This is a genomic window from Oxalobacteraceae sp. CFBP 8761, from assembly GCA_014841595.1.
Taxonomy (GTDB): domain Bacteria; phylum Pseudomonadota; class Gammaproteobacteria; order Burkholderiales; family Burkholderiaceae_D; genus Telluria.
The window spans coordinates 1841983-1865503 of the sequence record JACYUE010000001.1; the positions used below are offsets into that span (position 1 = coordinate 1841983).

Here is a 23521-nt window from a genome sequence, read left to right on the forward strand (position 1 = left end):
CACGATTGGAGTACAGCATGTTGAACGTCCGACTTCCCGATGGTTCCAGCCGCCAGTTTGACGGTCCCGTGACGGTGGCGCAGGTAGCGCAGAGCATTGCCCCGAGCCTGGGCAAGTCCGCGCTGGCCGGCAAGGTCAACGGCAAAGTGGTCGACACGTCGTTTCTGATTGATGCCGATGCCGATCTCGCGATCGTCACCGACCGCGATCCGGAAGGCCTGGACGTGATCCGTCACTCGACCGCCCACCTGCTCGCGCACGCGGTCAAGGAGCTGTTCCCTGAGGCGCAGGTGACGATCGGCCCGGTCATCGAAAACGGCTTCTACTACGATTTCTCGTACAAGCGCCCGTTCACCCCGGACGACCTGACCGCCATCGAAAAGAAGATGACCGAGCTGGCCAAGAAGGACGAGCCGGTCACCCGCAAGGTGCTGCCGCGTGACGAGGCCGTCGATTACTTCAAATCGATCGGCGAGCACTACAAGGCGGAAATCATTGCCTCGATCCCGGCGAACGAGGATGTCTCGCTGTACACCGAAGGCAGCTTCACCGATCTGTGCCGCGGCCCGCACGTGCCATCGTCCGGCAAGCTCAAAGTCTTCAAGCTGATGAAGCTGGCGGGCGCCTACTGGCGCGGCGACTCGAAGAACGAGATGCTGCAGCGCGTGTACGGCACCGCCTGGACCAAGAAGGAAGACCAGGAGCAGTACCTGCACATGCTCGAAGAAGCCGAAAAGCGGGATCACCGCAAACTCGGCAAGTCGCTCGATCTGTTCCACTTCCAGGAAGAAGCCCCAGGCCTCGTGTTCTGGCATCCGAAAGGCTGGACCATCTGGCAGCAGGTGGAGCAGTACATGCGCCACAAGTACCAGGTCGCCGGCTACAGCGAAGTGAAGGCGCCGCAGATTCTCGACCGCACGCTGTGGGAAAAGACCGGTCACTGGGAAAACTACCGCGACAATATGTTTACGACCGAGTCGGAGAACCGTTCGTACGCATTGAAGCCAATGAATTGCCCGGGCCACGTGCAGATCTACAATTCGGGCATGCGCTCGTACCGCGACCTGCCGCTGCGCTTCGGCGAATTCGGCCAGTGCCACCGCAACGAGCCGTCCGGCGCGCTGCACGGACTGATGCGCGTGCGCGGCTTTACCCAGGATGACGGCCACATCTTCTGTACCGAAGAGCAGGTCGAGCGCGAAGTCACGTCGTTCCATGCCCAGGCGATGGCCGTGTATGACGACTTCGGCTTTGCCAACATTGACGTCAAGCTGGCGCTGCGTCCCGACAGTCGCATCGGTTCGGACGAGGTCTGGGACCAGGCCGAAGAATCGCTGCGCTCGGCGCTGCGTGCCTGCGGCGTGACCTGGACCGAATTGCCGGGCGAGGGCGCGTTCTATGGTCCGAAGATCGAATACCACCTGAAGGATAGCCTCGGCCGTCCATGGCAGGTCGGCACCGTGCAGGTCGACTTCTCGATGCCGGGCCGCCTCGGTTCCGAGTATGTCGCAGAAGACAACACCCGTCGCGTGCCGGTGATGCTGCACCGTGCGATCGTCGGTTCGATGGAGCGTTTCATCGGCATCCTGATCGAAAACTACGCCGGTGCGCTGCCGCTCTGGCTGGCGCCGGTGCAGGTGGCGGTGCTCAACATCTCGGATGCGCAAGGCGATTACGTGAAAGAAGTCGAGGCCAAGCTGCGTGCGGCAGGCCTGCGCGTTCACGCTGATTTGCGCAATGAGAAGATCACCTATAAAATACGTGAACATTCCGTCCAAAAACTGCCGTACATCCTCGTTGTTGGGGATAAAGAAAAAGACGCGAATACCGTGGCTGTGCGAGCCCGAGGCAATGTCGATCTGGGCGTGATGTCCGTCGATGCACTCGTGGAACGTCTGGTGGGCGAAGTCGCCGCCAAGACCAAGTAATCCCGGCCAAATTTCAATACGTTCAAAGGAAACAACATAGCTACTGACAAGAATAATCGCATCAATGGCGAGATCACCCATCCCGAAATGCGTTTGAACGGTGTAGAGAACGAGCCATTGGGCATCGTTAGTCTGGCCGACGCGTTTCGCATGGCCGAAGAACTGAACGTCGACCTGGTCGAGATCGCGCCAAACGCGGTCCCGCCGGTCTGCCGCCTGATGGACTACGGCAAGTTCAAGTATTCGGAGCAAAAAAAGGCGCATGAGGCGAAGCTCAAGCAGAAGATCATCCAGGTCAAGGAAGTCAAATTCCGTCCGGGTACCGATGATGGCGACTACAACATCAAGTTGCGTAACCTCATCAAGTTCCTGGAAGAAGGCGACAAAGCCAAGATCACGCTGCGCTTCCGCGGTCGTGAAATGGCCCACCAGGATATCGGTATGCGTGTGCTCGAGCGTCTGCGCACGGATCTCGATGCAGTCGGTCAGGTGGAGCAGTTCCCGAAACTCGAAGGTCGCCAGATGATCATGGTGGTCGCGCCGAGGAAGAAGAAGTAATTCTTCGCCGGGAGCATCCAGAGCCGGGTCCGCGTTGCAGGCAGTGTCTGCAGCCCGGCCCGGCTTTATTGCGTCTGTACGCCCGGTGTCGCCTGCTAGCAGTGTTTCTTTCTGTCGGCTATCGCAGCGTGTAGAAGCTGTGCTACAATCTTCGATTCCTGTTTGCGACAAGCAGGTTGTAGCAGGCTCTGCGTCTGCTGCAAAACAAGTGAAAGTAGGCATCTAAGAGCAGCGTCGCTGCCACCTGCAATCCTGTTACATATGAGACTGTCCGCGAGGGCAGATGACTATGCCAAAAATGAAAACCAAAAGCAGCGCGAAGAAACGTTTTCGCGTGCGTCCAGGTGGTACTGTGAAATCGGGTATGGCGTTCAAGCGTCACATCCTGACCAAGAAGACCACCAAGAACAAGCGCCAACTGCGCGGCACCCGCAACATCAATGCAGCAGACGTCACGTCCGTCTACCGCATGATGCCATCTGCTTAATCTCACACTAAGGAGCTACTATGCCTAGAGTTAAACGTGGGGTTACAGCACGTGCCCGTCATAAGAAGGTTCTTGACCTTGCCAAAGGTTACCGCGGTCGTCGCAGCAAGGTATATCGTGTTGCCAAGCAAGCAGTCATGCGCGCTGGCCAATACGCGTACCGTGACCGTCGCAACAAGAAGCGCGTCTTCCGCGCACTGTGGATCACCCGTATCAACGCGGCATCGCGTTCGCACGGCATGACCTACAGCGTGTTCATGAACGGCCTGAAGAAGTCCGCGATTGAACTGGACCGTAAAGTCCTGGCCGACATGGCTGTGCATGACAAGCCGGCATTCGCCGCGATTGTCAGCGCCGTCAAGGCCAAGCTGGCTGCTTGATTCGTTAAGCTGCTAAGCAAGTTGGTGCCGCGCCCTTTATCGGGCGTGGCGCACAAAGAAGCGGGGCAAGGTTCACACCTGTGCCCCGTTTTTGATTCTGGCGTCTCCCGCCAACGAAAAACAGGAAAAGAACAAGCATGAACCTGGAAGAACTCGTCGTCGCGGCCTGTGCCGATTTCGCGGAGGCACCAGACGCTGCCGCGCTTGAAAATGCGAAAGCCAAATACCTGGGCAAGACCGGCCAGGTGACCGACCTGATGAAGGGTCTGGGCAAGCTCGACCCCGATGCGCGCAAGGCGCAGGGCGCCCTGATCAATGCCGCCAAAGAACAAATCGAACAGGCATTGACCGCGCGCCGCGATGCGCTCGCCGAGGCGCAGCTGCAGGCGCGCCTGTCCATGGAAGCCATTGACGTGACGCTGCCCGGCCGTGGCCGCTCGAAGGGTGGCATCCACCCGGTGATGCGCACCTGGGAACGCGTCGAGCAGATCTTCCGCTCAATCGGTTTCGACGTGGCCGACGGCCCCGAGATCGAAAACGACTGGACCAATTTCACGGCACTGAACAGCCCCGAGAATCACCCGGCGCGTTCGATGCAGGACACCTTCTACATCGACGGCAACGACAGCACCGGCAAGCCGCTGCTGCTGCGCACGCACACGAGCCCGATGCAGGTGCGCTACGCCCGCACCCACACGCCGCCGATCAAGGTCATCGCGCCCGGTCGCACCTACCGTGTCGACAGCGACGCCACCCACTCGCCGATGTTCCACCAGGTCGAAGGCCTGTGGATTGGCGAAAACATCAGCTTCGCCGACCTCAAGGGCGTGTACCTGAACTTCGTCCAGGCCTTCTTCGAGACCGACGACCTGCAAGTGCGCTTCCGCCCGTCGTATTTCCCGTTTACCGAACCGTCGGCCGAGATCGACATCGCGTTCGGCTCCGGGCCGCTCAAGGGCCGCTGGCTCGAGGTGTCGGGCGCCGGTCAGGTGCACCCGACGGTGGTGCGCAACTTCGGGCTCGACCCGGAAAAATTCATCGGCTTCGCGTTCGGCTCCGGCCTCGAGCGCCTGACGATGCTGCGTTATGGAATCAGCGATTTGCGCCTGTTCTACGAAGGCGACCTGCGTTTCCTGAAGCAGTTCAATTAATTCGACGCTGAGGCACAAAGATTATGCAATTCTCCGAAAACTGGCTCCGCTCGATCGTCAATCCGCAGATCGACTCCGGCGCGCTGTCGCACCTGCTCACCATGTCGGGCCTCGAAGTCGAAGAGGTCGAAGCGGTCGCACCACCGTTCTCGAACGTCGTCGTGGCCGAGGTCAAGGAAGTGGTCAAGCACCCGAACGCCGACCGCCTGAACGTGTGCCAGGTCGATGTCGGCACCGGCACCTTGCTCAATATCGTGTGCGGCGCGCCGAACGTGCGTGCCGGCATGAAAGCGATCTGCGCGAAAGCCGGCGCCGTGCTGCCGCCAGGCGCCGATGGCAAGCCGTTTGAAATCAAGGTTGGCCAGCTGCGCGGCGTCGAGTCGCAGGGCATGATGTGCTCGAGCAAAGAGCTCGGCATCTCCGAAGAAAGCAATGGCTTGATGGAACTGCCGGCCGACGCGCCGGTGGGCCAGAGCATCCGCGACTACCTGGGCCTGGATGACCTGAAGTTCACGATCAAGCTCACGCCGAACAAGGCCGACTGCCTGTCCGTGCTGGGCGTGGCACGCGAAGTGGCAGCCCTGACCGGCGCACCTTTGATGCTCGAGCCGACCCGCACGGTGGCCGTCAACAGCGATGAGATCCTGCCTGTCAAGGTGTCGGCGCCGGACCTGTGCGGCCGTTTCGCCGGCCGCGTGATCCGCGGCCTGAATGCGCGCGCGGCCACACCTGACTGGATGAAGCGTCGCCTGGAACGCAGCGGCCAGCGCTCGGTATCGGCCCTGGTCGACATCTCCAATTACGTGATGCTCGAAGTCGGCCGTCCGTCGCATGTGTTCGACCTGGCCAAGATCCACGGCAGCCTCGACGTACGCTGGGGCAAGGCCGGTGAGTCCCTCAAGCTTCTCAATGGCAACACCGTTGCCGTCGACGAGTGGGTCGGCGTGATCGCCGATGAAGCACAGATCGAATCGCTGGCCGGCATCATGGGCGGCGATTCGACCGCCGTGTCCCTCGACACCACCGATATCTATCTGGAAGCAGCATTCTGGTGGCCGAGCGCCATCCAGGGCCGTGCCCGCCGCTTCAATTTCTCGACCGATGCCGCGCACCGCTTCGAGCGTGGCGTCGACTACGCGACCGTGCCCGAGCACCTCGAGCGCATCACGGCGCTCCTGATCGACATCTGCGGCACGCCGGACAGCAAGGTTGGCCCGATCGACGACCAGATCGTCAACCTGCCGGTGCGTGCGCCGGTCGTGCTGCGCACGGCGCGCGCCGCTCAAGTGATCGGCGTGCCGCTGACCGATGCCGTGATCGCCGACATCTTCACGCGCCTGCATTTGGGCTTCGTGCAAGAAGAGGGCGTGTTCCACGTGACGGCGCCGACCTACCGCTTCGACATCGAGATCGAGGAAGACCTGATCGAGGAAGTCGCGCGCGTCTATGGCTTCGAGAACATTCCTACCCGGCCGCCCACCGCGCCGAGCGCGATGCTGATCGAGCCGGAAAACACCCGCTCGCTGTTCGCGATCCGCCACCAGCTGGCCGACCTGGGCTTCCAGGAAGTGGTCAACATGAGCTTTGTCGAAAGCACGTGGGAACAGGATTTCGCCGGCAACCTCGAGCCGATCCGCCTGCAGAACCCGATTGCCAGCCAGCTCAGCGTGATGCGTTCGTCGCTGATCGGCAGCCTGGTCGCCAACGTGCGCTACAACATCAACCGCAAGGCTGGCCGCGTGCGCGCGTTCGAAGTCGGCGGCGTGTTCAAGCGCAACGCGTCGGTCATGGATGGTCCGCTGACGGTGGCCGGTTACGACCAGCCAAAGCGCGTCGCCGCGATTGCCTACGGCCCTGCGCTCGACGAGCAGTGGGACGTCGCCACGCGCGCCGTCGACTTCTTCGATCTGAAGGCCGATCTCGAAGCACTGTTCGCGCCGCGCCAGCTGCGTTTCTCCACTGCCGAACATCCAGCGCTGCACCCGGGCCGCTCGGCCAACGTCATGCTCGACGACCAGCAGATCGGCGTGATCGGCGAGCTGCACCCGCGCTGGCTGCAAAAGTATGATCTGCCGCAAGCACCGGTCGTGTTCGAGGTCGATGCTGAAGCATTGCGCGGTCGCGTCGTGCCGGTCTATGCCGAGATTTCCAAGTTCCCGGGCGCCACGCGCGACCTCGCGCTGGTCGTAAAACAGGACGTGCCGGCCCAGTCCGTAATGGATGCTTTTACTGCTGAAATCGCAGTAAATCCTATGGGAAAGATCGTGCAAGCCGTTGTTTTGTTTGATGAATATCGCGGCAAGGGTCTCGAAGCGGATGAAAAAAGCCTTGCTTTCCGCTTTAGCTTGCAAGATACTCAATCGACACTGCAGGACGATGCGGTCGACGCCATCATGGCGGCGGTGCTCGCCACTGCTTCAACCAAACTGAACGCGAAGCTGCGTGCATAATATGCATCTCCAGGCTGACAGCACACGGGTCCCAAGCCGTGTTGCTGTCGCCGCGGCATCGTTTGACTTACGGGCAGGGCCTCAAAATTAACAATAACGACGTTGATTCGACCGTGTTCCAGGAAGCCCTCGTGGCCGACCTGGATCGTGCAATGCTGGTGGCGCGCGTGCGTAAAGAGGCAGAGCAGTCATTGCCCACGCTGACCAAAGCCGAGTTGGCCGAACTGCTGTTCGAACAGGTCGGGCTGAACAAGCGCGAAGCCAAGGACATGGTCGAGACCTTCTTCGACGAGATCCGCAATGCACTCGAGCGCGGCGAAGCCGTCAAGCTGTCGGGCTTTGGCAATTTCCAGCTGCGCGACAAGCCGCAGCGGCCTGGCCGCAATCCGAAAACCGGGGAAGAAATTCCCATTACGGCACGCCGCGTCGTGACGTTCCACGCCAGCCAGAAGCTCAAGGCCATGGTCGAAGAAGCCGGGCCGGGCAATTCGGGCTCGGGTTCGATGGCGCGCGCAGCCTGATTAAACGATGAACGACCGACCAAACAAGACCGAACTGACCGTGCTGCCACCTATTCCGGCCAAACGTTATTTCACGATTGGGGAAGTCAGTGAGCTGTGCGGTGTCAAACCCCATGTGTTGCGCTACTGGGAGCAAGAATTCACCCAGCTCAAGCCTGTCAAACGTCGTGGCAACCGCCGCTATTACCAGCACCACGAAGTGCTGTTGATCCGGCGCATCCGCGAATTGCTGTACGAGCAGGGCTTCACCATCAGCGGCGCCCGCAACCGGCTCGACCACCGCGCCACCGTAGTGGCTGAGCTCGACGAAGAGCGCCTGCGCGACGCCCCACCAGCCATCGATGGCGACAAACTGCGCGCCGGCTTGCTGGATATTCTCGATCTGCTGAAACACGGATCGCAGCCAGCGCCATAGTGCAGTCCAGCACCTCACGCCATCGACCAGATTGCCGCACCAGATTGCGCCGGTTCGCTCGGGACCCCGCAGGCAGCGGGTCGTCGCCGGGTCAAGCACCACGTTTGAATCACTCATGCATTCGTACGCTGTTGAAGGCAGGCCGCGGAGTGTTAAAATGTCACTCGCGCGATGCTGAATGACACGCATCAACCGGGCGGAGCAGATCCGGCACTTTCCTGCGCAAGGAAAATTTAAGGGAAGACAATGATACGCGTTGCCATTTGTGACGATCACCAGATAGTACGAGCAGGTTTCAAGCAGATTTTTTCGTCGTCGGGCGACTTCGAAGTCGTGGCCGAAGGCGCTACGGGCCGTGAGGCACTGGATATCGCGCGCCGCGAGATTTGCGACGTGCTGCTGCTCGACATCGCCATGCCAGACCAAAGCGGCATCGACATCCTGCGCACGATTCGTCAGGGCCAGCCCAACCTGCCGGTGTTGATTCTGTCGGGTTATCCGGCGCAGCAATACGCGCTGAACCTGTTCAAGATGGGTGCGAACGGTTACCTGAACAAGGAATGCGAAGCGGACGAGCTCAAGACGGCCGTGCGCACCGTATTCCAGGGCCGGCGTTACGTGTCGTCCACCGTCGGTGAATTGCTGGCCCAGAGTTTTGACCGCGATCCGAACACGGCGCTGCACACCGAGCTCTCCGATCGCGAGTTCCAGGTGTTCCTGCGTCTGGCGAAGGGCGCCACCGTGTCCGATATCGGCAATGCGCTGTCGCTGTCGATCAAGACCGTGTCGACCTACCGCACCCGGATCATGGAAAAAATGGGCCTGCAGTCCAACTCAGACTTGACCTACTACGCTATGAAGAACAATCTGCTCGACTAAGCGCGCGCTGATGTTTCGTATCGGATTGGTCCCACAACGCGCTTCGGCGCGTTTTGTCATTGGGGCGGCGGTAATACGAAGTCAGCACTATTCAACAGCATCAACTGCAACAAATAGTTACGTCAGGCCATTTTGCGGCGCAACAATACGTCCTTACAGGTAGAATGCGAGGCCGCGTTGTCAGCGTGAAAGGATGTCTGGATGTATTTTTCTACCACCTGGGCGGACCGCCCGGCCCGTCGTCTTCCTCTTCACAAGTCGGTGCTGTGCCTCGTCTGCGTGGTGCTGCTTGTGGTCAATGGCGTATTCTTGCTGCGCAATCTCGATGATTTGCGCGACGCCAATCTGCTCCAGGCGCAGACTGCCCAGGTCTCCGACGAGCTGCAATACCTGAATCTCCTCGTTACGGATGCCGAATCCAGTCTGCGTGGCTATTTCCTTTCAAACGATCCGGTGTATCTGAGCCCGCTGCGCGGCGCGCCACAGCAGATCGATGCCCAGTTGCGCGCACTTGGCGTGCTGCTTGCCGATAATCCTTCTCAAACCCGCAATCTGGCGCAATTGCGCGCGCTGGTCCAGCGCAAGCTCGCCTTGCTGAATCAGTCGCTCGACGTATTCCGCCACGGTGGCCTGGATGACATCGTTGCGAATGCTGCGTCACCGGACGAGCGCGCGGAAATGGATGAAATCCGCCTGCAAGTGGTGATCATGGCGCGTGAACAGAATGAGTTACTCAAGTCGCGCACCGCCGGTTTTTATCAGCAGTATCGGCATGCCGCCCTGTTCGGTGTCAGCATCAATGTCGCGGCCATCATTATCCTGCTGCTCTTTTACAAGCTGGTGCAGCGTGCCTTCGGGGCGCGCCTGGATGCCGAGCATGCGTTGCAGCAGACGAACGACGGTCTCGAGCACATTGTTGCGGAACGTACGGCGCAATTGTCGGTCCTGTCGCGCCACCTGATTCGCGTGTCGGAAGAAGAAAAATCACGGCTTGCACGCGAACTGCACGACGAAATGGGCGCCAACCTGACGGCAATCGGCATTGACCTGGCCACCGTCATTGATCGCTTGCGGGCGAATGAACCGGATCTGGCGGATAAGCTGGGCCGTGCGCGCCGCACGCTGGTCGACACCGTGCAGCTCAAGCGCCGCATCATCGAAAACCTGCGACCGAGCCTGCTCGACAATATGGGCTTGTCGGCGGCGCTGCAAAGTTATTGCGCCGATTATGCGCACGTGACGTCGCTCGATTGTGATGCGCTGATCGATGCCGATGTCGATGAAGCTGGTCCGACGCAGGCCATCGCCCTGTTCCGCATCACGCAGGAGGCGCTCAACAACATCGCCAAGTATGCGAAGGCGCGCAATGTCATCGTGAATCTGACGCGCGAGCCGACTGGATGGGGTCTGGAAATTACCGACGATGGGATCGGCATCCCTGATGGCATGCTGACCGGAACCAAATCCCATGGCTTGCTTGGCATGCGTGAACGCGCCTTGCTATTGGGCGGTACGTTAGTGGTGGAGCGGGGAGTGAATGACGTTGGAACGTGTGTTCGCGCGCTGATTCCGGCATTGGCGCCGGGCGGCAATGAGGTGGCAGGCACCGTTTACACACCGCCGGCCCTGACGCAGAGTGCAGGGCCGGAATATCAGGATTCGTTACCGCACGGGGCAGCGAACCCGGGTTGATGACTTAGCGTGCGACGTCCGACAGCAGGCGGTCGTATTCCGACTTGGCAACCTTGTAGCATTCGCCAGCGTAGTCTTCCAGGCCAGCACGGTCGAGTACGGTGATGTTGCCGCGACGGTACTGGATCAGGCCTTCGTCTTGCAGCTTGCCTGCGGCGGCAGTGATGCTCTCGCGGCGCACACCCAGCATGATCGAGATCAGTTCCTGGGTCACTTTCAGCTCGTTGCTTGCTGAACGATCCAGACGATCGAGCAACCAGCGGCACAGCTTCTGTTCGATCGAGCTGTGACGGCCGCCGACTGCGTTCTGTGCCATCTGGGCGAACAGGGCATTGGTGTAGCGCATCAGCAGTTGTGGCAGGGCGCCGCCGCGGTTGAAGGCGTCACGCAGGTACTGGGTGCGCAGGCGATAACCGTAGCCAGCGCTTTGTACGACAGCCGAGCAGGTAGCGCGCTCACCCATGAACAGCGACACACCGACTGCACCTTCGTGGCCGACGACAGCGATTTCGGTCGTGGCGCCATCTTCCATCACGTACAGCAGCGACACGATTGCCGTTGTCGGGAAATACACGTATTCCAGTTTGCTGCCATACTCGAACAGTTCTTTACCGAATGGCATCGCCACCAGTTCGAGGTGGTCGAACATTTCTTCGAGATCCATGCGTGGCAGTGCTGCCAGCAATTCATTTTGTTGGGTGCCGCTGTAGCTGACGATCGGTTTAGACTGGGACTTCATTGCCTCACTCGTGGCAGGGGTCTGGCTTTTTGCTTTTTGTGTGATACCAGCAAGTTGAGTGTTGTTCATTTTATGTCCTCTTAGGTCTATCGTGCGTCGGGTGCAAGTCAGAAGGCGTATGGTGCTTGCCTCGTTGCGATGTGTGTACTTTACGTCTACCGTCTGTTGCCGCACATAAGACATGTAGTCGCCCCGGTGTAGGTTGCAAGCATCATCACGTGTCAGCCCAGTCCTACTGGGAGAAATGCCTGTTTTGCCCCGGAATGGCGTTGTATTTTGTTATGGAAACAAAAAATAACGCATAATTCGGGGTGCCGGCGGTGATGTTCATCGTCCACAAAACAGGATATTCCTACAAATGGGGCTGCAAATCGGGCTGCATATATTGCTGGTCGAAGACGATACCGTGCTCGCCGACGGTTTGCTGCGCGCACTCGATGCGCAGGACATGACCGTTCACCTGGTGCGCGACGGCCTCGCCGCTGACACCGCCTTGCAACGTGCCGAGTCCACCCCCACATTCGACGTTGCTGTGCTGGATATCGGCCTGCCCGGGATCGATGGTTTCGAGGTGGTACGCCGCCTGCGCGCGCGCGGTGGCGCAATCCCCGTCCTTCTGCTGACCGCCCGCGACGCCGTCGAAGACCGCGTCCGCGGCCTGGAAACCGGCGCCGACGACTATCTGGTCAAACCCTTTGCTACTGCCGAACTGGTCGCCCGCATCCGCGCGCTGGCCCGCCGTCATGCGCCGCCGTCGTCTGTTCTGACCCTGGGCCGCCTGAGCCTCGACAGTGCTACCCGCCGCGCACGCATCGGCGAAGGCGCTATCGAATTGTCCGTGCGCGAGTGGGGCGTGCTCGAATACCTGCTGCAGCAGGCAGGCCGCGTCGTCTCCAAGCAGCAGATTCTCGACGCCATCCTGCCGTGGGGCGACGATGTCACGCTCAATGCCGTGGAAGTCTATGTCTCACGCCTGCGCCTGAAGCTCGATGGCGCCGACGTGGCGATCCGCACCATCCGCGGCTTCGGCTACCTGCTCGAAGCGGTTGCATGATCGAGTCCTCCCGATGAACAGCATTCGCCTGCGCCTGCTGAAATGGCTGCTCGGGCCGATTCTGCTTGTCAATCTCGTGCTCGCCGCGCTCGTCGCGGGCCTGGCCTGGACACCCGCCCAGGTGGCGTTCGACGCCGGCCTCATGGACACGGCCACCGCGTTGGCGGGCCGCGTGGCCGCTGGCAGTGCTGCCAGCCTGCCGCCTGTGACCCCTGCTGCGACGGGTGAGCGCGCCTGGTTCGTCGTGCGCGACGTGGGAGGCCGGCATCTCGAAGGAAGCAGGACTTTTCCGCCATTGCGCCCCGGCGCGCCGGCATATGACGCCGAGGTTGACGGCGAGCCGGTGCGCGTCGTCGCGCTGGCCGTGGCCACGCCGACCGGCGTACGTCACGTCGGCGTCGCCCACACATTGCGCCAGCGCCTCGAGGTGCGCGCCGCCATCGTGCGCTCTCTCGTCGTGCTGGTCTCGCTCGGCACGCTGACGCTGGTTGGCGTCGTCTGGCTTTCTGTTGGCAATGGCTTGCGGCCGCTGGCACGCATCCGCGCCGAGCTGGCCAGGCGTGGACCGGGCGACCTCGCCCCCATTCCCGCCGACGGGGTGCCCTATGAAATCGCGCCCGTGGTCAGTGGCTTCAACGACCTGCTGGACAAAGTCGAGGCCGGCGCGCGGGCCCAGCGCGACTTTCTGGCCGACATGGCGCACCAGCTCCGCACGCCGCTGGCCGGCGTGCAATTACAGCTCGAATGGCTGCATGCCCGTCACGCGCAGGACGCCGACACCGTGGCGTCGCTCGCCATGATGGGCCTGGCCAACGAGCGCATGATCCGCCAGGTAAATCAGTTGCTGGCGCTGGCGCGGGCGAGGGAAGGGCGGCCAGGTGACCATGTCGGCCCGCTCGACCTGGCGCTGCTGGTGCAGGAATCGATCCAGTTTTTCGTTGACAAGGCGGCGCGCAAGGAGATCGATCTGGGCTTCGAGCTGGCACCGGCGCCAGTCACGGGCGACGCCTTTCAATTGCGCGATCTGATCGACAACCTGGTTGACAATGCACTGCGCTATACGCCGGAGGGCGGACAGGTGACGGTCGGTTGCGGAGTAGATGGCGGGGCGACGCAGTTTTCTGTCGTCGATTCCGGTCCCGGCATCCCCGTCGCCCGGCGCGCCGCCGTGTTCGAGCGCTTCGTGCGGCTCGATGACAAGTCCACTGGCAGCGGCCTGGGGCTGGCGATCGTGCGCGACATCGCACGTGCTCACCGCGCGGACGTGGCGATTGGCGGGGCAGCGGGCGGTGGCACGCACGTCGTTGTGCGTTTTGGCACATCGGGCTGACAACCTGTCCGGTGGCTGCGGCAAACGCGGCAATCTCCGAAACAATGTTGTTGCGTCAAGCAAGCAGCGCATTTTTGCGCAGTTGTCAGGGATTTGTCAGCATTCCCTCAGGGAAATGACAGCTACATGATTTATGATTCCACCTGGAAACATGCTGAGCAACAAATGTAGCCCGGCCATCAGCGCCCGGCGCCCAGGAGAATTTCATGCAGCAACGTCAATCCGGTTTTACGCTCGTCGAGCTCATGGTCGTCGTGGCCGTCATCGGCATCCTGAGCGCCATTGCCTTACCTTCTTACAATAGCTACATCCTGCGCGCGCGCCTGGCTGAAGCCCATGGCGACCTGGCGTCGACCCAGCCGCGTCTTGAGCAGTACTGGTCCAACGAACGCACGTACGAGGGCTTTGCCGGCAAGCCCGCCGACACCAAGAACTTTACCTACGCGCTGACGAGCGCCAGCGCCAGCGCTTATGTGCTGACCGCAACCGGCCGCGCGGGCGCTGCCGAGTTCGTTTATACCATCGACCAGGCCGGTACTCGCGCCACCACCGGCGCACCGGCCGGCTGGACCAAGAAAGACACTTGCTGGGTCGACCGCAAGGATGGCGCATGTACCCAATAAGCCCACCCCGGCGCCTTGCAGGCGGCTTCACGCTGATCGAGTCGATGGTCGGCCTGGTCGTGCTGGGCATTCTGCTGGCCGTGGGCGTGCCGCAGATGACGGGCTGGCTGGCCAGTACGCGCGCCACCGGCGCGGCGCAGTTCTACGCCGACGGCTTCGCGCAGGCGCGCAACCTGGCCATGACGCACAACAGCCAGAGCCGGCTGGTGTTTGCTCCCGGCGCCAATGGCCAGCCAGGCTGGCAGATCGATGTGTGCCTGCGTAACAGCGACAACCCCTGTACCGATGGCAGCAACGACTGGTCGACCGCCACCACGGTGGCCAAGGGGGCAACCGGCCCGACGGCAGACTACCGCTCGCTAGTACGCAGCGCCGACACGCTGCCCCCGACCACCATGCTGACCATCACATTGGATCCGGCCGACGATGACGCCGTGTATTTCACGCCGCTGGGCTGGATCGATGCCGGCCAGCAGAATCAGGTGCGCCGTGTCGACCTCGCGCCAGCCGGCACGCTCGTGGGTGAATTCAAGGCGTCAGCCGTCGTGCTGACCCTGGGCGGCATGGCGGTGACCTGTGTGCCGGGCGCCGCCCCCGGCGATTCACGCAGGTGCCCGCAATGATCCGCACTTCAACGATTCGCACCTCAGTGATTCGCCGTGCCGAACACGGTGTCGCGCTGCTCGAGTCGCTGCTTGCCGTGATGATCCTGGGTATCGCCCTGGTCGGCACGCTGGGTCTGCAGGCGCGTTCGATCGCGGCGCTGTCGGATGCCGGAATGCGGGCCGAGGCGACCGTCGCTGCCAACGAACTGCTGGGCATCATGTACAGCGACATGCCGCACGCCGCCGACTATGCGCTGGCTGCCGGCGGCACCCCGGGTGCGCGCCTGGCCGCCTGGCATGCGGCCGTGCAGGAGCGGATTCCGGGCGCCGGCGTCGTGGTGGGCGTGGCCACCAATGCGGCTGTCGGCCGCACCGAAGTGAATATCGCGATCGGCTGGCAGCGCACCAGCGACAGCCAGCGCAATACCCATCGGATCAAATCCTACCTGACGGCATCGAAACCATGAGCGCCCCGTCCCCGTCCCCATCTATTCTTCGCGCCGGTGGCTTTTCGCTGGTCGAACTGATGGTCAGCGTCGTCATCGGTCTGCTGGCAGTGCTGTTTGCGACGAGGATCATGACCGACAGCGAGCGCAACAAGGACGCCGCACTGGGCGGCTCCAACTCGATGCAGAACGGCATGCTGGCCATGTTCCAGATCAGCAGCGACGCTGAGCAGGCCGGCTTTGGACTGAACGATCCGTTGATCACCGGCTGCAACACCATGTTTGCCGACAGCCAGGGCTACGAGCTGGCGCCGGCCAAGCGCGGCGCGGCCACGATCCGGCCGCTGGCCGCTGCCGTGATCGAGCCGGGCGGCACGGGCCCGGACCGCCTGACGCTGTACGCAGGCGGCGCTCCTGGCGGCACGTCGACGATGCGCGTGATCAAGAATTACATGGGCGGCACCAGCGTCGAGGTCGATCGCGATCCATGGGGTTACTTCACGCTCGGTGACGTGATCGTCGTCGCGCCCGAAAACATCGGGGCCGATTGCGCGCTGGCGCAGATATCGAGCGTTCCCGACAAGCCTGAACTGGCCTTCGGCGCGACCAGCCAGCGCTTCAACCGCGGCGCGCTGGGCGCGAATTACACGGGCAATACGACCCGCCTGTTCAATCTCGGACCGGGCGCGCGCCTGGCGTTTCATACCTGGTCGGTCGAGGGTGGCTACCTCCGTCTGCGCGCCACCGACATGGCCAATGCTGCCACAACTGCGCAGGCGGTGACCGGCGACATCGTCTCGCTCAAGGCGCAGTACGGTTTCGACCGGCGTCTTGGCGCCGCCTTTGCACTGGAGAAGGGCACCGCCATCAGTGCCTGGTCGTCCACGATGATCGATGCCGACGGCGATGGCGTGACCGGCAGTCCCGGCGACTATGGCCGCATCGTGGCGCTGCGCATCGCCGTGGTGGCGCGCGGGAAAAACCCCGAGCGGCCTGCCGCTGACGGCACGTGCACTGCCACGACCACCGCGCCGACGCTGTTCGCGCGCGCGCAGCCGAGCGAGGCCACGGCGGAAGAAGTGGAGATCGACCTGGCGGTGGAGAACGATCCAGTCGACTGGACGTGCTATCGCTACCGCGTATTCGACACCATTGTCCCGCTGCGCAATGCGGGATGGAGGCCATGATGGCGCATCGTCCGCAACCGTTGTTCCGGGCAGCCCAGCGCGGCATTGCGCTGCCGGTCATGCTGATCATGATGCTCGTGATGCTCGTGACGAGCATCTATCTGCTCAAGTCGAGCAACAGCACGACGCTGAGCGCATCGAGCCTCGCCTACGACGCCACGCTCAGCCGCGCTGCCGATTTCGGGCTGCACAAGGGCTTCGAGTGGATCGACCAGAAAGCCAAGACCGACAAGGGCGCGCTGACGGCGCACCAGCCGGCGGAGGGTTACCGCGCCACCATGGCGCCCGGTCTGTCCACCCGTGAAGAAGAGTTCTGGAGCGACAGCAAGAAGGTCACGGATTCGGGCGGCACCGAGGTGGAATACGTGATCCACCGCCTGTGCAAGAGCACCGGCACGTTCGACGACAAGAACGCCTGCGTGCAGACCGCTGCCAACACGGCCGGCCTGGGCAACGCGACCGCCATCGGCGAGAGCATCCGCACCGATGGCGTCGTGTACGCCGCCAGCCCGCAACTGCACTATGTGATCACCGCCCGCATCCACGGTGCGCGCGGCGGCACCGTGGTGAACCAGATGGTAGTACTGATCGGCGTCTGATGGCGCCGTACAAACGAACGGATTGCCCATGAACTTCTTGACGACCCCCACGCGTGCCGCCGGCCGCATTGGCCGGCTGGCACAGTTGGTACCGCTGGCATTGCTGGCGCTGCTCCTGGGCGCGCCACTGGCGCAGGCAGAACCCACCGCCATCGCCCAATTGCCGCTGCTCAATATCAGCGGCAGCGGCACCGTCAAGCCGAACCTGATGCTGCTGTACGATAACTCGGGGTCGATGAATTTCAATTACACGCCCGATTACATCAACGTCACCGATACCTGCCGCGCCGGTACCACGATGTCGGCCGGCACGCGTGCCTGCAAGATTGGCGATCCGCCATTTGCCAGTGCCGGCTTCAACCGCCAGTACTACGACCCGGCGGTGCGGTATGTCCCGCCGGTCAAGGCCGACGGCACGTCGTATCCCGATCTCGACGCCGGGCGCACGGGCGACTGGAAGCGCGTGCCGACTGACGTGTATGGCGTCAACAAAGCGGACTTTCTGGGCACCAGGACGGACACCAGCAATCTGGTGGATGGCTTCTACGATATCGAATGGTGCGACGGTAACATGAACAACTGCGTGCGCAATACGGGTGGCTATGCCTACCCGACCAACGCCCGCTACCGTTCACGCTATGTCTACAGCACCCCGTACTACTACACGAACAACGTCGCCGAATACTGCACCAATACCAACCTGACCGATTGCCGCGCCGCGACCGCCAACGGCACGTCGCCGGCATCAGGCTACACCGTCGCGGCGCGCGTGCGCTGGTGCGACTCGAGAGCATTGACCAAATGCCAGGCCAAGTTCGTCGGCAACTACAAGTATCCGCGTTTCGGCGCCGAGAACGTGGTGGCGCCGTGGTACGGCACGATCACCATCGGGGCTTCCAATACCGCCAGCACGCGCTCGATCCCCGAGGTAACCGCCGTCGGTCCGCTGGGCACGCAGGTGATCACCAACAGCGCCGTGACTGCGGCAGCCGGCACCAACACGGCCGACAAGCAGGCTGCCCTGGCCCAGGCGCTGGCTGTGTCGATCAATAACAAGGTCGGCGACGCCGACAGTTACTTCGCCTGCGTGCGCTCCCCGAGAAACGGCGCGGTGCCCAGCTGCAGCAGCCTGGGCGTGGCGCTCGGCGCCGACAATGTGGTGGGCGTCGTGCCGGTTTCGTGCCCTGCGAATTCGACCACCAAGTCGCTCAGCGTGTGCAGCCTGGTGTCCGACAACAGCCGCGCCGGCACCGGCCTGATGGTCGCGGACGGCACCGGCGCGACCGCCTTGTTGCGCGTGAGCGGCACCACCAACAACAGCAACAACAACCGCGACAGGCAAGTAATGAGCCGCCTGAACTTTGCCGGCAGCGGCATGCTGGGCGGCGACATCACGTTCAACCGCAGCACGGGCGCGAGCGCGGTCGTGGCTGCACTGCAAGCCCGGATCGGCACCCGGGGCAATGTGACCGCCTATGTTGGCGGCACCCCGAATTCGTCGCCGGTCTGTGCGAACGAGCCCAACACGACGCTGTGCCTGGTGGAAAGCTCCGGCCAGGCCGAAGGGTTGGGCATCGACTACACCATTCCCAGCAATAACACCTACAGCAACCGCACCTGGCTGACGATGAGCGCTGTCAACGCGATCTCGGACATCGTGCCGACGTCGGCTACCGGCCTGGGTGGCTCGGTGTTCGTGCGCACCGACATCGTTCCCGGCCGCACCATCTACCCACGCGCCATTGGCCGCACCGACTGCACCAGCGGCTCCTGCTCGTATGCGCAGGAGATGACCAACTTCGCCAACTGGTATGGCTACTACCGCACCCGCAACCAGATGATGAAGACGGCCGTTGGCCAGGCGTTCTCGCCCGTCACCGACAAGTACAACGTCGGGCTGGTCGCGTTGTCGGTTGCCGCGGTCGAAGGCGCCATGAACAAGCCCAGGCCGTTTGCCGGCGCTGACCGCAACAGCTGGTATGACGCGCTGTACGCGATGGATACGGAGGGTTCAACCCCGGTCCGCCAGGCCCTGCACGCGATCGGCAAGATGTACGCCAACCAGAGTCCGTACAACTACGCGGCCGGCGAGGAAGTCGTGAAGTTCCCGTGCCAGCAGAACTTCACGTTCATCACCACCGACGGCTACTGGAATGGCAAGGCGCCGCTCGGGGTGGCCAGCAACGACGAAGTCAACAATCCGGCGCGCTTCTGCCTGCAATCGAAGGGCTGCGTGGATCCGCGCGGCCAGGGCAAGCCATCGCTGGCTGACATCGCGCTGTACTGGTACAACGGCGGCTCGGCCGACAAGACCGTGTCACTGCGCCCGACGCTCGAGGACTACACCAAACCCGGCGCGGTGCCGGCTGGCACCGGCGAGAACAACCGCCTGCACATGCGCACCTATGCCCTCGGCCTGGGCGTGGACGGCATCATGAACTACGAGGCGAAATACGACACTGACCCGGATCCGAACGGCGACTTCTACAAGCTGGTCAGCGGAGCGCTCAACTGCCCCTGGAACAATCAGGGGCGCTACGTCTGGCCCGATCCGGACGTCGACGAAGACAGCGGCTCGGCTGCCCTGCAATCGCGCGTGGACGATCTGTGGCATGCCGCGATCAATGGCCATGGCAAGTACTTCTCGGCGTCCGATCCGATGCAGGTGGTGGAAGGGCTGCGTACGGCCCTGTCGAACATCGAAGTCAAGACCGGCGCAGCAGCGGCGGCGGCCACCTCGACCCCGAACATCTCGCAAAGCGACAATGACATCTTCTCGGCGACGTTCACCACCGTGCACTGGTACGGGCGCCTGTCCAAGCGCAAGGTCAATACCATCACCGGCGACGTGGCAGCAACCGAGGACTGGAATACATCGAGCCTGCTCGGCAGGCAGGTCGAGGTGGGTGACGATGGCCTGGACGGCCGCTCGATCTACATGCTCAAGGATGGCGCGCTGGCCACGTTCAGCTACGACACGATGGACACGGGCACGCGCGCCTGGTTCGACAACAAGTGCAATGCACTGACGCAGTGCGCCAATATGTCGGTGGCCAACCGCGCGCTGGTCAACGATGGCCGCAACATCGTCAACTGGCTGCGCGGTCGCCAGCAGTACGCCAACGACAACGTCCTGCGCGCCTTCTCGCGCCAGGAAGTGGGCACCGACAAGACGACGATCCCGATCGTGCTGGGCGATATCGCCTCGTCCAAGCCGGCGTACCTGCGCGAACCGCGCCGCAATTTCGACCGGCCCGGCTACGGCGCCTTCAAGACCACCCATGCAAGCCGAAAGGCAACCGTGTTCGCCGCCGCCAATGACGGCATGCTGCACGCGTTCGACGCGAACTCGGGCGAAGAATTGTGGGCGTACGTCCCGCGCATCACGATGAAGAAACTGCACCAGCTGGCCAGCACCACCTACGGCACCAACCATATCTTCTCGGTCGACGGCTCGCCCGAGATTGCGGACGTCCAGATCGGCACCGAATGGAAGTCGGTACTGGTGGCGGGGCTGAACGCGGGTGGGCGCGGTTACTACGCGCTCGATGTCACCGACCCGGCCGCACCGAAAGCGCTGTGGGAACTGTGCGCCGACGCCAGCGCCTGTGCCGGCAACGTCGACACGCGCCTGGGCCTCACGTTCGGCAACCCGCAGTTCGGCACCATCGTCGACAGCGCCGGCGTGGAGAAATGGGTCGTGTTCCTGACCTCGGGCTACAACAATATTCCGGGTGTCGACGGCGTCGATGGGGGCGACGGCAAGGGCTATCTGCTGGTGGTCGACGTTGCCACCGGCAAGGTGATCGAATCGCGCTCGGCGACGACCGGCGTGGGCAGCGTCGCCACGCCGTCGGGCCTGGCCAAGATCTCGGCGATCACGAATGACCCGAACAACGATCCGCGGGTCACGTATGTGTACGGCGGCGACAATACCGGCAAGATGTGGCGCTTCGACTTCACCGGCGCCGGCACACCGGCGCGCGTGCTGATGGGCGACGCCGGCGTAAACCAGCCGGTCACCACCCGCCCTGAAGTCACCCTGTGCCGGGTCGACACCACCGTCGACAACAAGACTGTCGCGTCGGCGCAGCGCGTGGTGCTGTTCGGGACGGGCCGCCTGCTCGACCTGGTCGACGTGACCAGCACCGAGGTGCAGAGCGCCTATCTGCTCAAGGATGACGGCGAGGGCATCAGCACGGCCGCATGGCGCCAGTCTTCGGCCATGGTCAAGCGCACGCTGGCGCGCGTGGCCGGCGACGACACGGGCAATGCGCCCTATACGATCGATGGCGGCGACGTGAACCTGGCCAGCAAGAAGGGCTGGTTCACCGACTTCAACCTCAATACCGGCGAGCGCGTCAACCTCGACCCGCAGGTGGTGGCCGGCACCATCAACGTGGTCACCAACTTGCCAAGCTCGTCGACCGACTGCAAGGTCGGCGGCACCAGCAATATCTACCAGCTCAATGTCTGCACCGGTCGCGCGGCCTCGCCGGACGGGCTGGCCGGGTATCCGCTGGCCAGTTCGGCCGCGGTGGGCTTCATCGTGATCCGCCTGCCGTCGGGCGCACTCAAGACGATCACCACCACCGCCGACGGCACCATGGTGACCGGCAAATTCCCGCCGTCGGAAACGATCGAGGCACACCGCGCCGGCTGGCGCCGGGTGCGCGACTGAGGGATGGCATCGGGAGCGAAGAGAGTTCACACGGCGCCTTGCGAAAACGGTAAAATCGAGGGTTTTCGACAAGGGCCGTTTGAAGGGCTCGACTATGGCCAACGATACCGACACCTCCGCCGCGCAGGACATGCCTGACGCGCGCGATGACAGCACCACCACTACCACCAACTCGGCCGCACCGGCCGGCGTGATCGCGCGCGAAGTGGGGCGCCGCCGCACCTTCGGCATCATTTCCCACCCGGATGCCGGTAAAACCACGCTGACCGAAAAGCTGCTGCTGTTCTCGGGCGCCATCCAGCTGGCCGGTACCGTCAAGGGCCGCAAGAGCGGGCGCCATGCGACGTCCGACTGGATGGACATCGAAAAGCAGCGCGGCATTTCGGTTGCCTCGTCGGTGATGCAGTTCGATTTCCGCGACCACGTCATCAACCTGCTCGACACCCCCGGCCACCAGGACTTCTCCGAAGACACCTACCGCGTGCTGACGGCGGTCGACTCGGCGCTGATGGTGATCGATGCGGCCAAGGGCGTCGAAGCGCAGACGATCAAGCTGCTCGAGGTGTGCCGCATGCGCGCCACGCCGATCGTCACGTTCATGAACAAGATGGACCGCGAAACACGCGATCCGCTCGAACTGCTCGACGAAGTCGAATCGGTGCTCAAGATCGAGTGCGCGCCGGTGACCTGGCCGATCGGCATGGGCAAGAACTTCCGCGGTGTGTATCACCTGCTGAAGGACGAGATCATGCTGTTCAAGGCCGGTGAAGAAAAAGCCGATGGCGCCTTCGAGATCGTCAAGGGCATCGACAATCCGCGCCTGGCCGAGATGTTCCCGCTCGAGATCGAGCAGCTCAAGATGGAAGTCGAGCTGGTGCACGGCGCCTCGCACGTGTTCGATCTCGAGCGCTTCCTGTCCGGCGTGCAGACCCCGGTGTTCTTCGGCTCGGCGATCAACAACTTCGGCGTGCGCGAAATCCTGTCGGCGCTGGTCGACTGGGCGCCGGCGCCGCGCGAGCGCGACGCCACGGTGCGCTCGGTCCTGCCAAGCGAAGTGCCGTTCTCCGGTTTCGTCTTCAAGATCCAGGCCAATATGGACCCGGCGCACCGCGACCGCATCGCGTTCCTGCGCGTGTGCTCGGGCCGCTTTGAAAAAGGCATGAAGGTCAAGCACCTGCGCCTGGGCCGCGACGTCAAGCTGTCGTCAGTCGTGACGTTCATGGCGTCGAGCCGCGAGCAGGTCGAAGAAGCCTTCGCCGGCGACATCATCGGCTTGCCGAACCACGGCAATATGCAGATCGGCGACAGCTTCACCGAAGGCGAAATGCTCAGCTTCACCGGCATTCCTTACTTTGCGCCAGAGCTGTTCCGCTCGGTGCGCATCCGTAATCCGCTCAAGATGAAGCAGTTGCACAAGGGCCTGCAGCAGCTGGGCGAAGAAGGTGCGGTGCAGGTCTTCAAGCCGGTGCTGGGCAGTGAGCTGATCCTGGGCGCCGTCGGCGTGCTGCAGTTCGAGGTGGTTGCCAGCCGCCTGCTCAACGAGTACGGCGTCGACGCCGTATTCGAAAGCGCCAGCATCAGCAGCGCCCGCTGGGTCTCGAGCGACGACAAGAAGGCACTGGCCGACTTCGAAAACTCGCTCGGTCACAATGTGGCCTACGATGCGGCCGGCAATATGGCGTATCTGGCCACCTCGGGCGTCAACCTGCGCCTGACGCAGGAACGCTGGCCCAAGCTGACGTTCCACGCAACCCGCGAGCACGCGGTCAAGCTGGCCTGATTCAAGGCCTGAGCCC

At 62.7% G+C, this 23521-nt stretch carries 20 protein-coding genes; 19 read left to right on the plus strand and 1 reads right to left on the minus strand.

Translation table 11 applies throughout. The features are described 5' to 3' along the window. Positions 1–17 precede the first annotated feature (17 nt). The 10 genes from thrS (at position 18) to IFU00_08210 (ending at position 10461) form a co-directional block, all read left to right on the plus strand. Positions 18–1928, plus strand: coding sequence for a threonine--tRNA ligase (thrS, locus tag IFU00_08165; GenBank protein MBD8542251.1), 1911 nt, complete (start codon positions 18–20; stop codon positions 1926–1928). 36 nt (positions 1929–1964) lie between these two features. Further along, a complete protein-coding gene (gene infC, locus IFU00_08170) occupies positions 1965–2486 on the plus strand; it encodes a translation initiation factor IF-3 (protein MBD8542252.1) in 522 nt (173 codons plus the stop codon). Positions 2487–2775: 289 nt separating this feature from the next. Further along, positions 2776–2973, plus strand: coding sequence for a 50S ribosomal protein L35 (gene rpmI, locus IFU00_08175; protein MBD8542253.1), 198 nt, complete (start codon positions 2776–2778; stop codon positions 2971–2973). 20 nt (positions 2974–2993) lie between these two features. Further along, positions 2994–3353, plus strand: coding sequence for a 50S ribosomal protein L20 (gene rplT, locus IFU00_08180; GenBank protein MBD8542254.1), 360 nt, complete (start codon positions 2994–2996; stop codon positions 3351–3353). 137 nt (positions 3354–3490) lie between these two features. Further along, positions 3491–4504 (plus strand): phenylalanine--tRNA ligase subunit alpha, encoded by a 1014-nt coding sequence (pheS, locus tag IFU00_08185; protein ID MBD8542255.1) that lies wholly within the window; start codon positions 3491–3493, stop codon positions 4502–4504. Positions 4505–4527: 23 nt separating this feature from the next. Beyond that, positions 4528–6954 (plus strand): phenylalanine--tRNA ligase subunit beta, encoded by a 2427-nt coding sequence (locus tag IFU00_08190; protein MBD8542256.1) that lies wholly within the window; start codon positions 4528–4530, stop codon positions 6952–6954. A gap of 152 nt (positions 6955–7106) precedes the next feature. Further along, the gene (locus tag IFU00_08195) at positions 7107–7475 is read left to right on the plus strand and encodes an integration host factor subunit alpha (GenBank protein MBD8542257.1); all 369 of its coding nucleotides are present in this window, start codon (positions 7107–7109) and stop codon (positions 7473–7475) included. Between the two features lie 7 nt (positions 7476–7482). Further along, positions 7483–7890, plus strand: a complete 408-nt coding sequence (locus IFU00_08200) for a MerR family transcriptional regulator (GenBank protein MBD8542258.1) — start codon at positions 7483–7485, stop codon at positions 7888–7890. Between the two features lie 246 nt (positions 7891–8136). Then, positions 8137–8769: a response regulator transcription factor gene (locus tag IFU00_08205; protein ID MBD8542259.1), complete on the plus strand. Its 633-nt coding sequence runs from the start codon at positions 8137–8139 to the stop codon at positions 8767–8769. Between the two features lie 201 nt (positions 8770–8970). Then, on the plus strand, positions 8971–10461 hold the full coding sequence (locus IFU00_08210; protein MBD8542260.1) for a CHASE3 domain-containing protein: 1491 nt from the start codon (positions 8971–8973) through the stop codon (positions 10459–10461). Positions 10462–10465: 4 nt separating this feature from the next. On the opposite strand, the gene IFU00_08215 is transcribed toward IFU00_08210, so the two are convergent. Continuing rightward, positions 10466–11269, minus strand: a complete 804-nt coding sequence (locus IFU00_08215; protein MBD8542261.1) for a Crp/Fnr family transcriptional regulator — start codon at positions 11267–11269, stop codon at positions 10466–10468. A gap of 289 nt (positions 11270–11558) precedes the next feature. On the opposite strand from IFU00_08215, the gene IFU00_08220 reads away from it, so the two are divergent. The 9 genes from IFU00_08220 (at position 11559) to IFU00_08260 (ending at position 23505) form a co-directional block, all read left to right on the plus strand. Continuing rightward, a complete protein-coding gene (locus IFU00_08220) occupies positions 11559–12254 on the plus strand; it encodes a response regulator transcription factor (GenBank protein MBD8542262.1) in 696 nt (231 codons plus the stop codon). A 13-nt stretch (positions 12255–12267) separates the two neighbouring features. Beyond that, positions 12268–13584, plus strand: coding sequence for a sensor histidine kinase (locus tag IFU00_08225; GenBank protein ID MBD8542263.1), 1317 nt, complete (start codon positions 12268–12270; stop codon positions 13582–13584). A gap of 206 nt (positions 13585–13790) precedes the next feature. Then, the gene (locus IFU00_08230; protein MBD8542264.1) at positions 13791–14207 is read left to right on the plus strand and encodes a prepilin-type N-terminal cleavage/methylation domain-containing protein; all 417 of its coding nucleotides are present in this window, start codon (positions 13791–13793) and stop codon (positions 14205–14207) included. Further along, a complete protein-coding gene (locus IFU00_08235) occupies positions 14195–14830 on the plus strand; it encodes a prepilin-type N-terminal cleavage/methylation domain-containing protein (GenBank protein MBD8542265.1) in 636 nt (211 codons plus the stop codon). Before IFU00_08230 ends, IFU00_08235 begins: the two co-directional genes overlap by 13 nt. Continuing rightward, complete coding sequence (locus IFU00_08240; GenBank protein ID MBD8542266.1) at positions 14827–15279, plus strand: hypothetical protein; 453 nt, start codon at positions 14827–14829, stop codon at positions 15277–15279. The genes IFU00_08235 and IFU00_08240 overlap by 4 nt, the downstream gene beginning before the upstream one ends. Further along, complete coding sequence (locus IFU00_08245; protein ID MBD8542267.1) at positions 15276–16445, plus strand: PilW family protein; 1170 nt, start codon at positions 15276–15278, stop codon at positions 16443–16445. The genes IFU00_08240 and IFU00_08245 overlap by 4 nt, the downstream gene beginning before the upstream one ends. Beyond that, the gene (locus IFU00_08250) at positions 16445–17044 is read left to right on the plus strand and encodes a hypothetical protein (protein MBD8542268.1); all 600 of its coding nucleotides are present in this window, start codon (positions 16445–16447) and stop codon (positions 17042–17044) included. The genes IFU00_08245 and IFU00_08250 overlap by 1 nt, the downstream gene beginning before the upstream one ends. A gap of 28 nt (positions 17045–17072) precedes the next feature. Then, positions 17073–21725, plus strand: coding sequence for a PQQ-binding-like beta-propeller repeat protein (locus tag IFU00_08255; GenBank protein ID MBD8542269.1), 4653 nt, complete (start codon positions 17073–17075; stop codon positions 21723–21725). Between the two features lie 94 nt (positions 21726–21819). After that, complete coding sequence (locus IFU00_08260; GenBank protein ID MBD8542270.1) at positions 21820–23505, plus strand: peptide chain release factor 3; 1686 nt, start codon at positions 21820–21822, stop codon at positions 23503–23505. Positions 23506–23521: the final 16 nt, after the last annotated feature.

Excerpts from the sequence above, each read along its gene's own strand:
- IFU00_08240 (MBD8542266.1), top strand. The coding sequence starts at position 14,827 with ATGATCCGCACTTCAACGATTCGCACCTCAGTGATTCGCCGTGCCGAA.
- thrS (MBD8542251.1), top strand. The coding sequence starts at position 18 with ATGTTGAACGTCCGACTTCCCGATGGTTCCAGCCGCCAGTTTGACGGT.
- IFU00_08195 (MBD8542257.1), top strand. The coding sequence starts at position 7,107 with ATGCTGGTGGCGCGCGTGCGTAAAGAGGCAGAGCAGTCATTGCCCACG.
- rpmI (MBD8542253.1), top strand. The coding sequence starts at position 2,776 with ATGCCAAAAATGAAAACCAAAAGCAGCGCGAAGAAACGTTTTCGCGTG.
- IFU00_08255 (MBD8542269.1), top strand. The coding sequence starts at position 17,073 with ATGAACTTCTTGACGACCCCCACGCGTGCCGCCGGCCGCATTGGCCGG.
- IFU00_08205 (MBD8542259.1), top strand. The coding sequence starts at position 8,137 with ATGATACGCGTTGCCATTTGTGACGATCACCAGATAGTACGAGCAGGT.
- IFU00_08215 (MBD8542261.1), bottom strand. The coding sequence starts at position 11,269 with ATGAACAACACTCAACTTGCTGGTATCACACAAAAAGCAAAAAGCCAG.
- IFU00_08190 (MBD8542256.1), top strand. The coding sequence starts at position 4,528 with ATGCAATTCTCCGAAAACTGGCTCCGCTCGATCGTCAATCCGCAGATC.
- IFU00_08235 (MBD8542265.1), top strand. The coding sequence starts at position 14,195 with ATGTACCCAATAAGCCCACCCCGGCGCCTTGCAGGCGGCTTCACGCTG.
- IFU00_08210 (MBD8542260.1), top strand. The coding sequence starts at position 8,971 with ATGTATTTTTCTACCACCTGGGCGGACCGCCCGGCCCGTCGTCTTCCT.
- IFU00_08245 (MBD8542267.1), top strand. The coding sequence starts at position 15,276 with ATGAGCGCCCCGTCCCCGTCCCCATCTATTCTTCGCGCCGGTGGCTTT.
- IFU00_08230 (MBD8542264.1), top strand. The coding sequence starts at position 13,791 with ATGCAGCAACGTCAATCCGGTTTTACGCTCGTCGAGCTCATGGTCGTC.
- IFU00_08200 (MBD8542258.1), top strand. The coding sequence starts at position 7,483 with ATGAACGACCGACCAAACAAGACCGAACTGACCGTGCTGCCACCTATT.
- IFU00_08260 (MBD8542270.1), top strand. The coding sequence starts at position 21,820 with ATGGCCAACGATACCGACACCTCCGCCGCGCAGGACATGCCTGACGCG.
- IFU00_08220 (MBD8542262.1), top strand. The coding sequence starts at position 11,559 with ATGGGGCTGCAAATCGGGCTGCATATATTGCTGGTCGAAGACGATACC.
- IFU00_08225 (MBD8542263.1), top strand. The coding sequence starts at position 12,268 with ATGAACAGCATTCGCCTGCGCCTGCTGAAATGGCTGCTCGGGCCGATT.
- IFU00_08250 (MBD8542268.1), top strand. The coding sequence starts at position 16,445 with ATGGCGCATCGTCCGCAACCGTTGTTCCGGGCAGCCCAGCGCGGCATT.
- pheS (MBD8542255.1), top strand. The coding sequence starts at position 3,491 with ATGAACCTGGAAGAACTCGTCGTCGCGGCCTGTGCCGATTTCGCGGAG.
- rplT (MBD8542254.1), top strand. The coding sequence starts at position 2,994 with ATGCCTAGAGTTAAACGTGGGGTTACAGCACGTGCCCGTCATAAGAAG.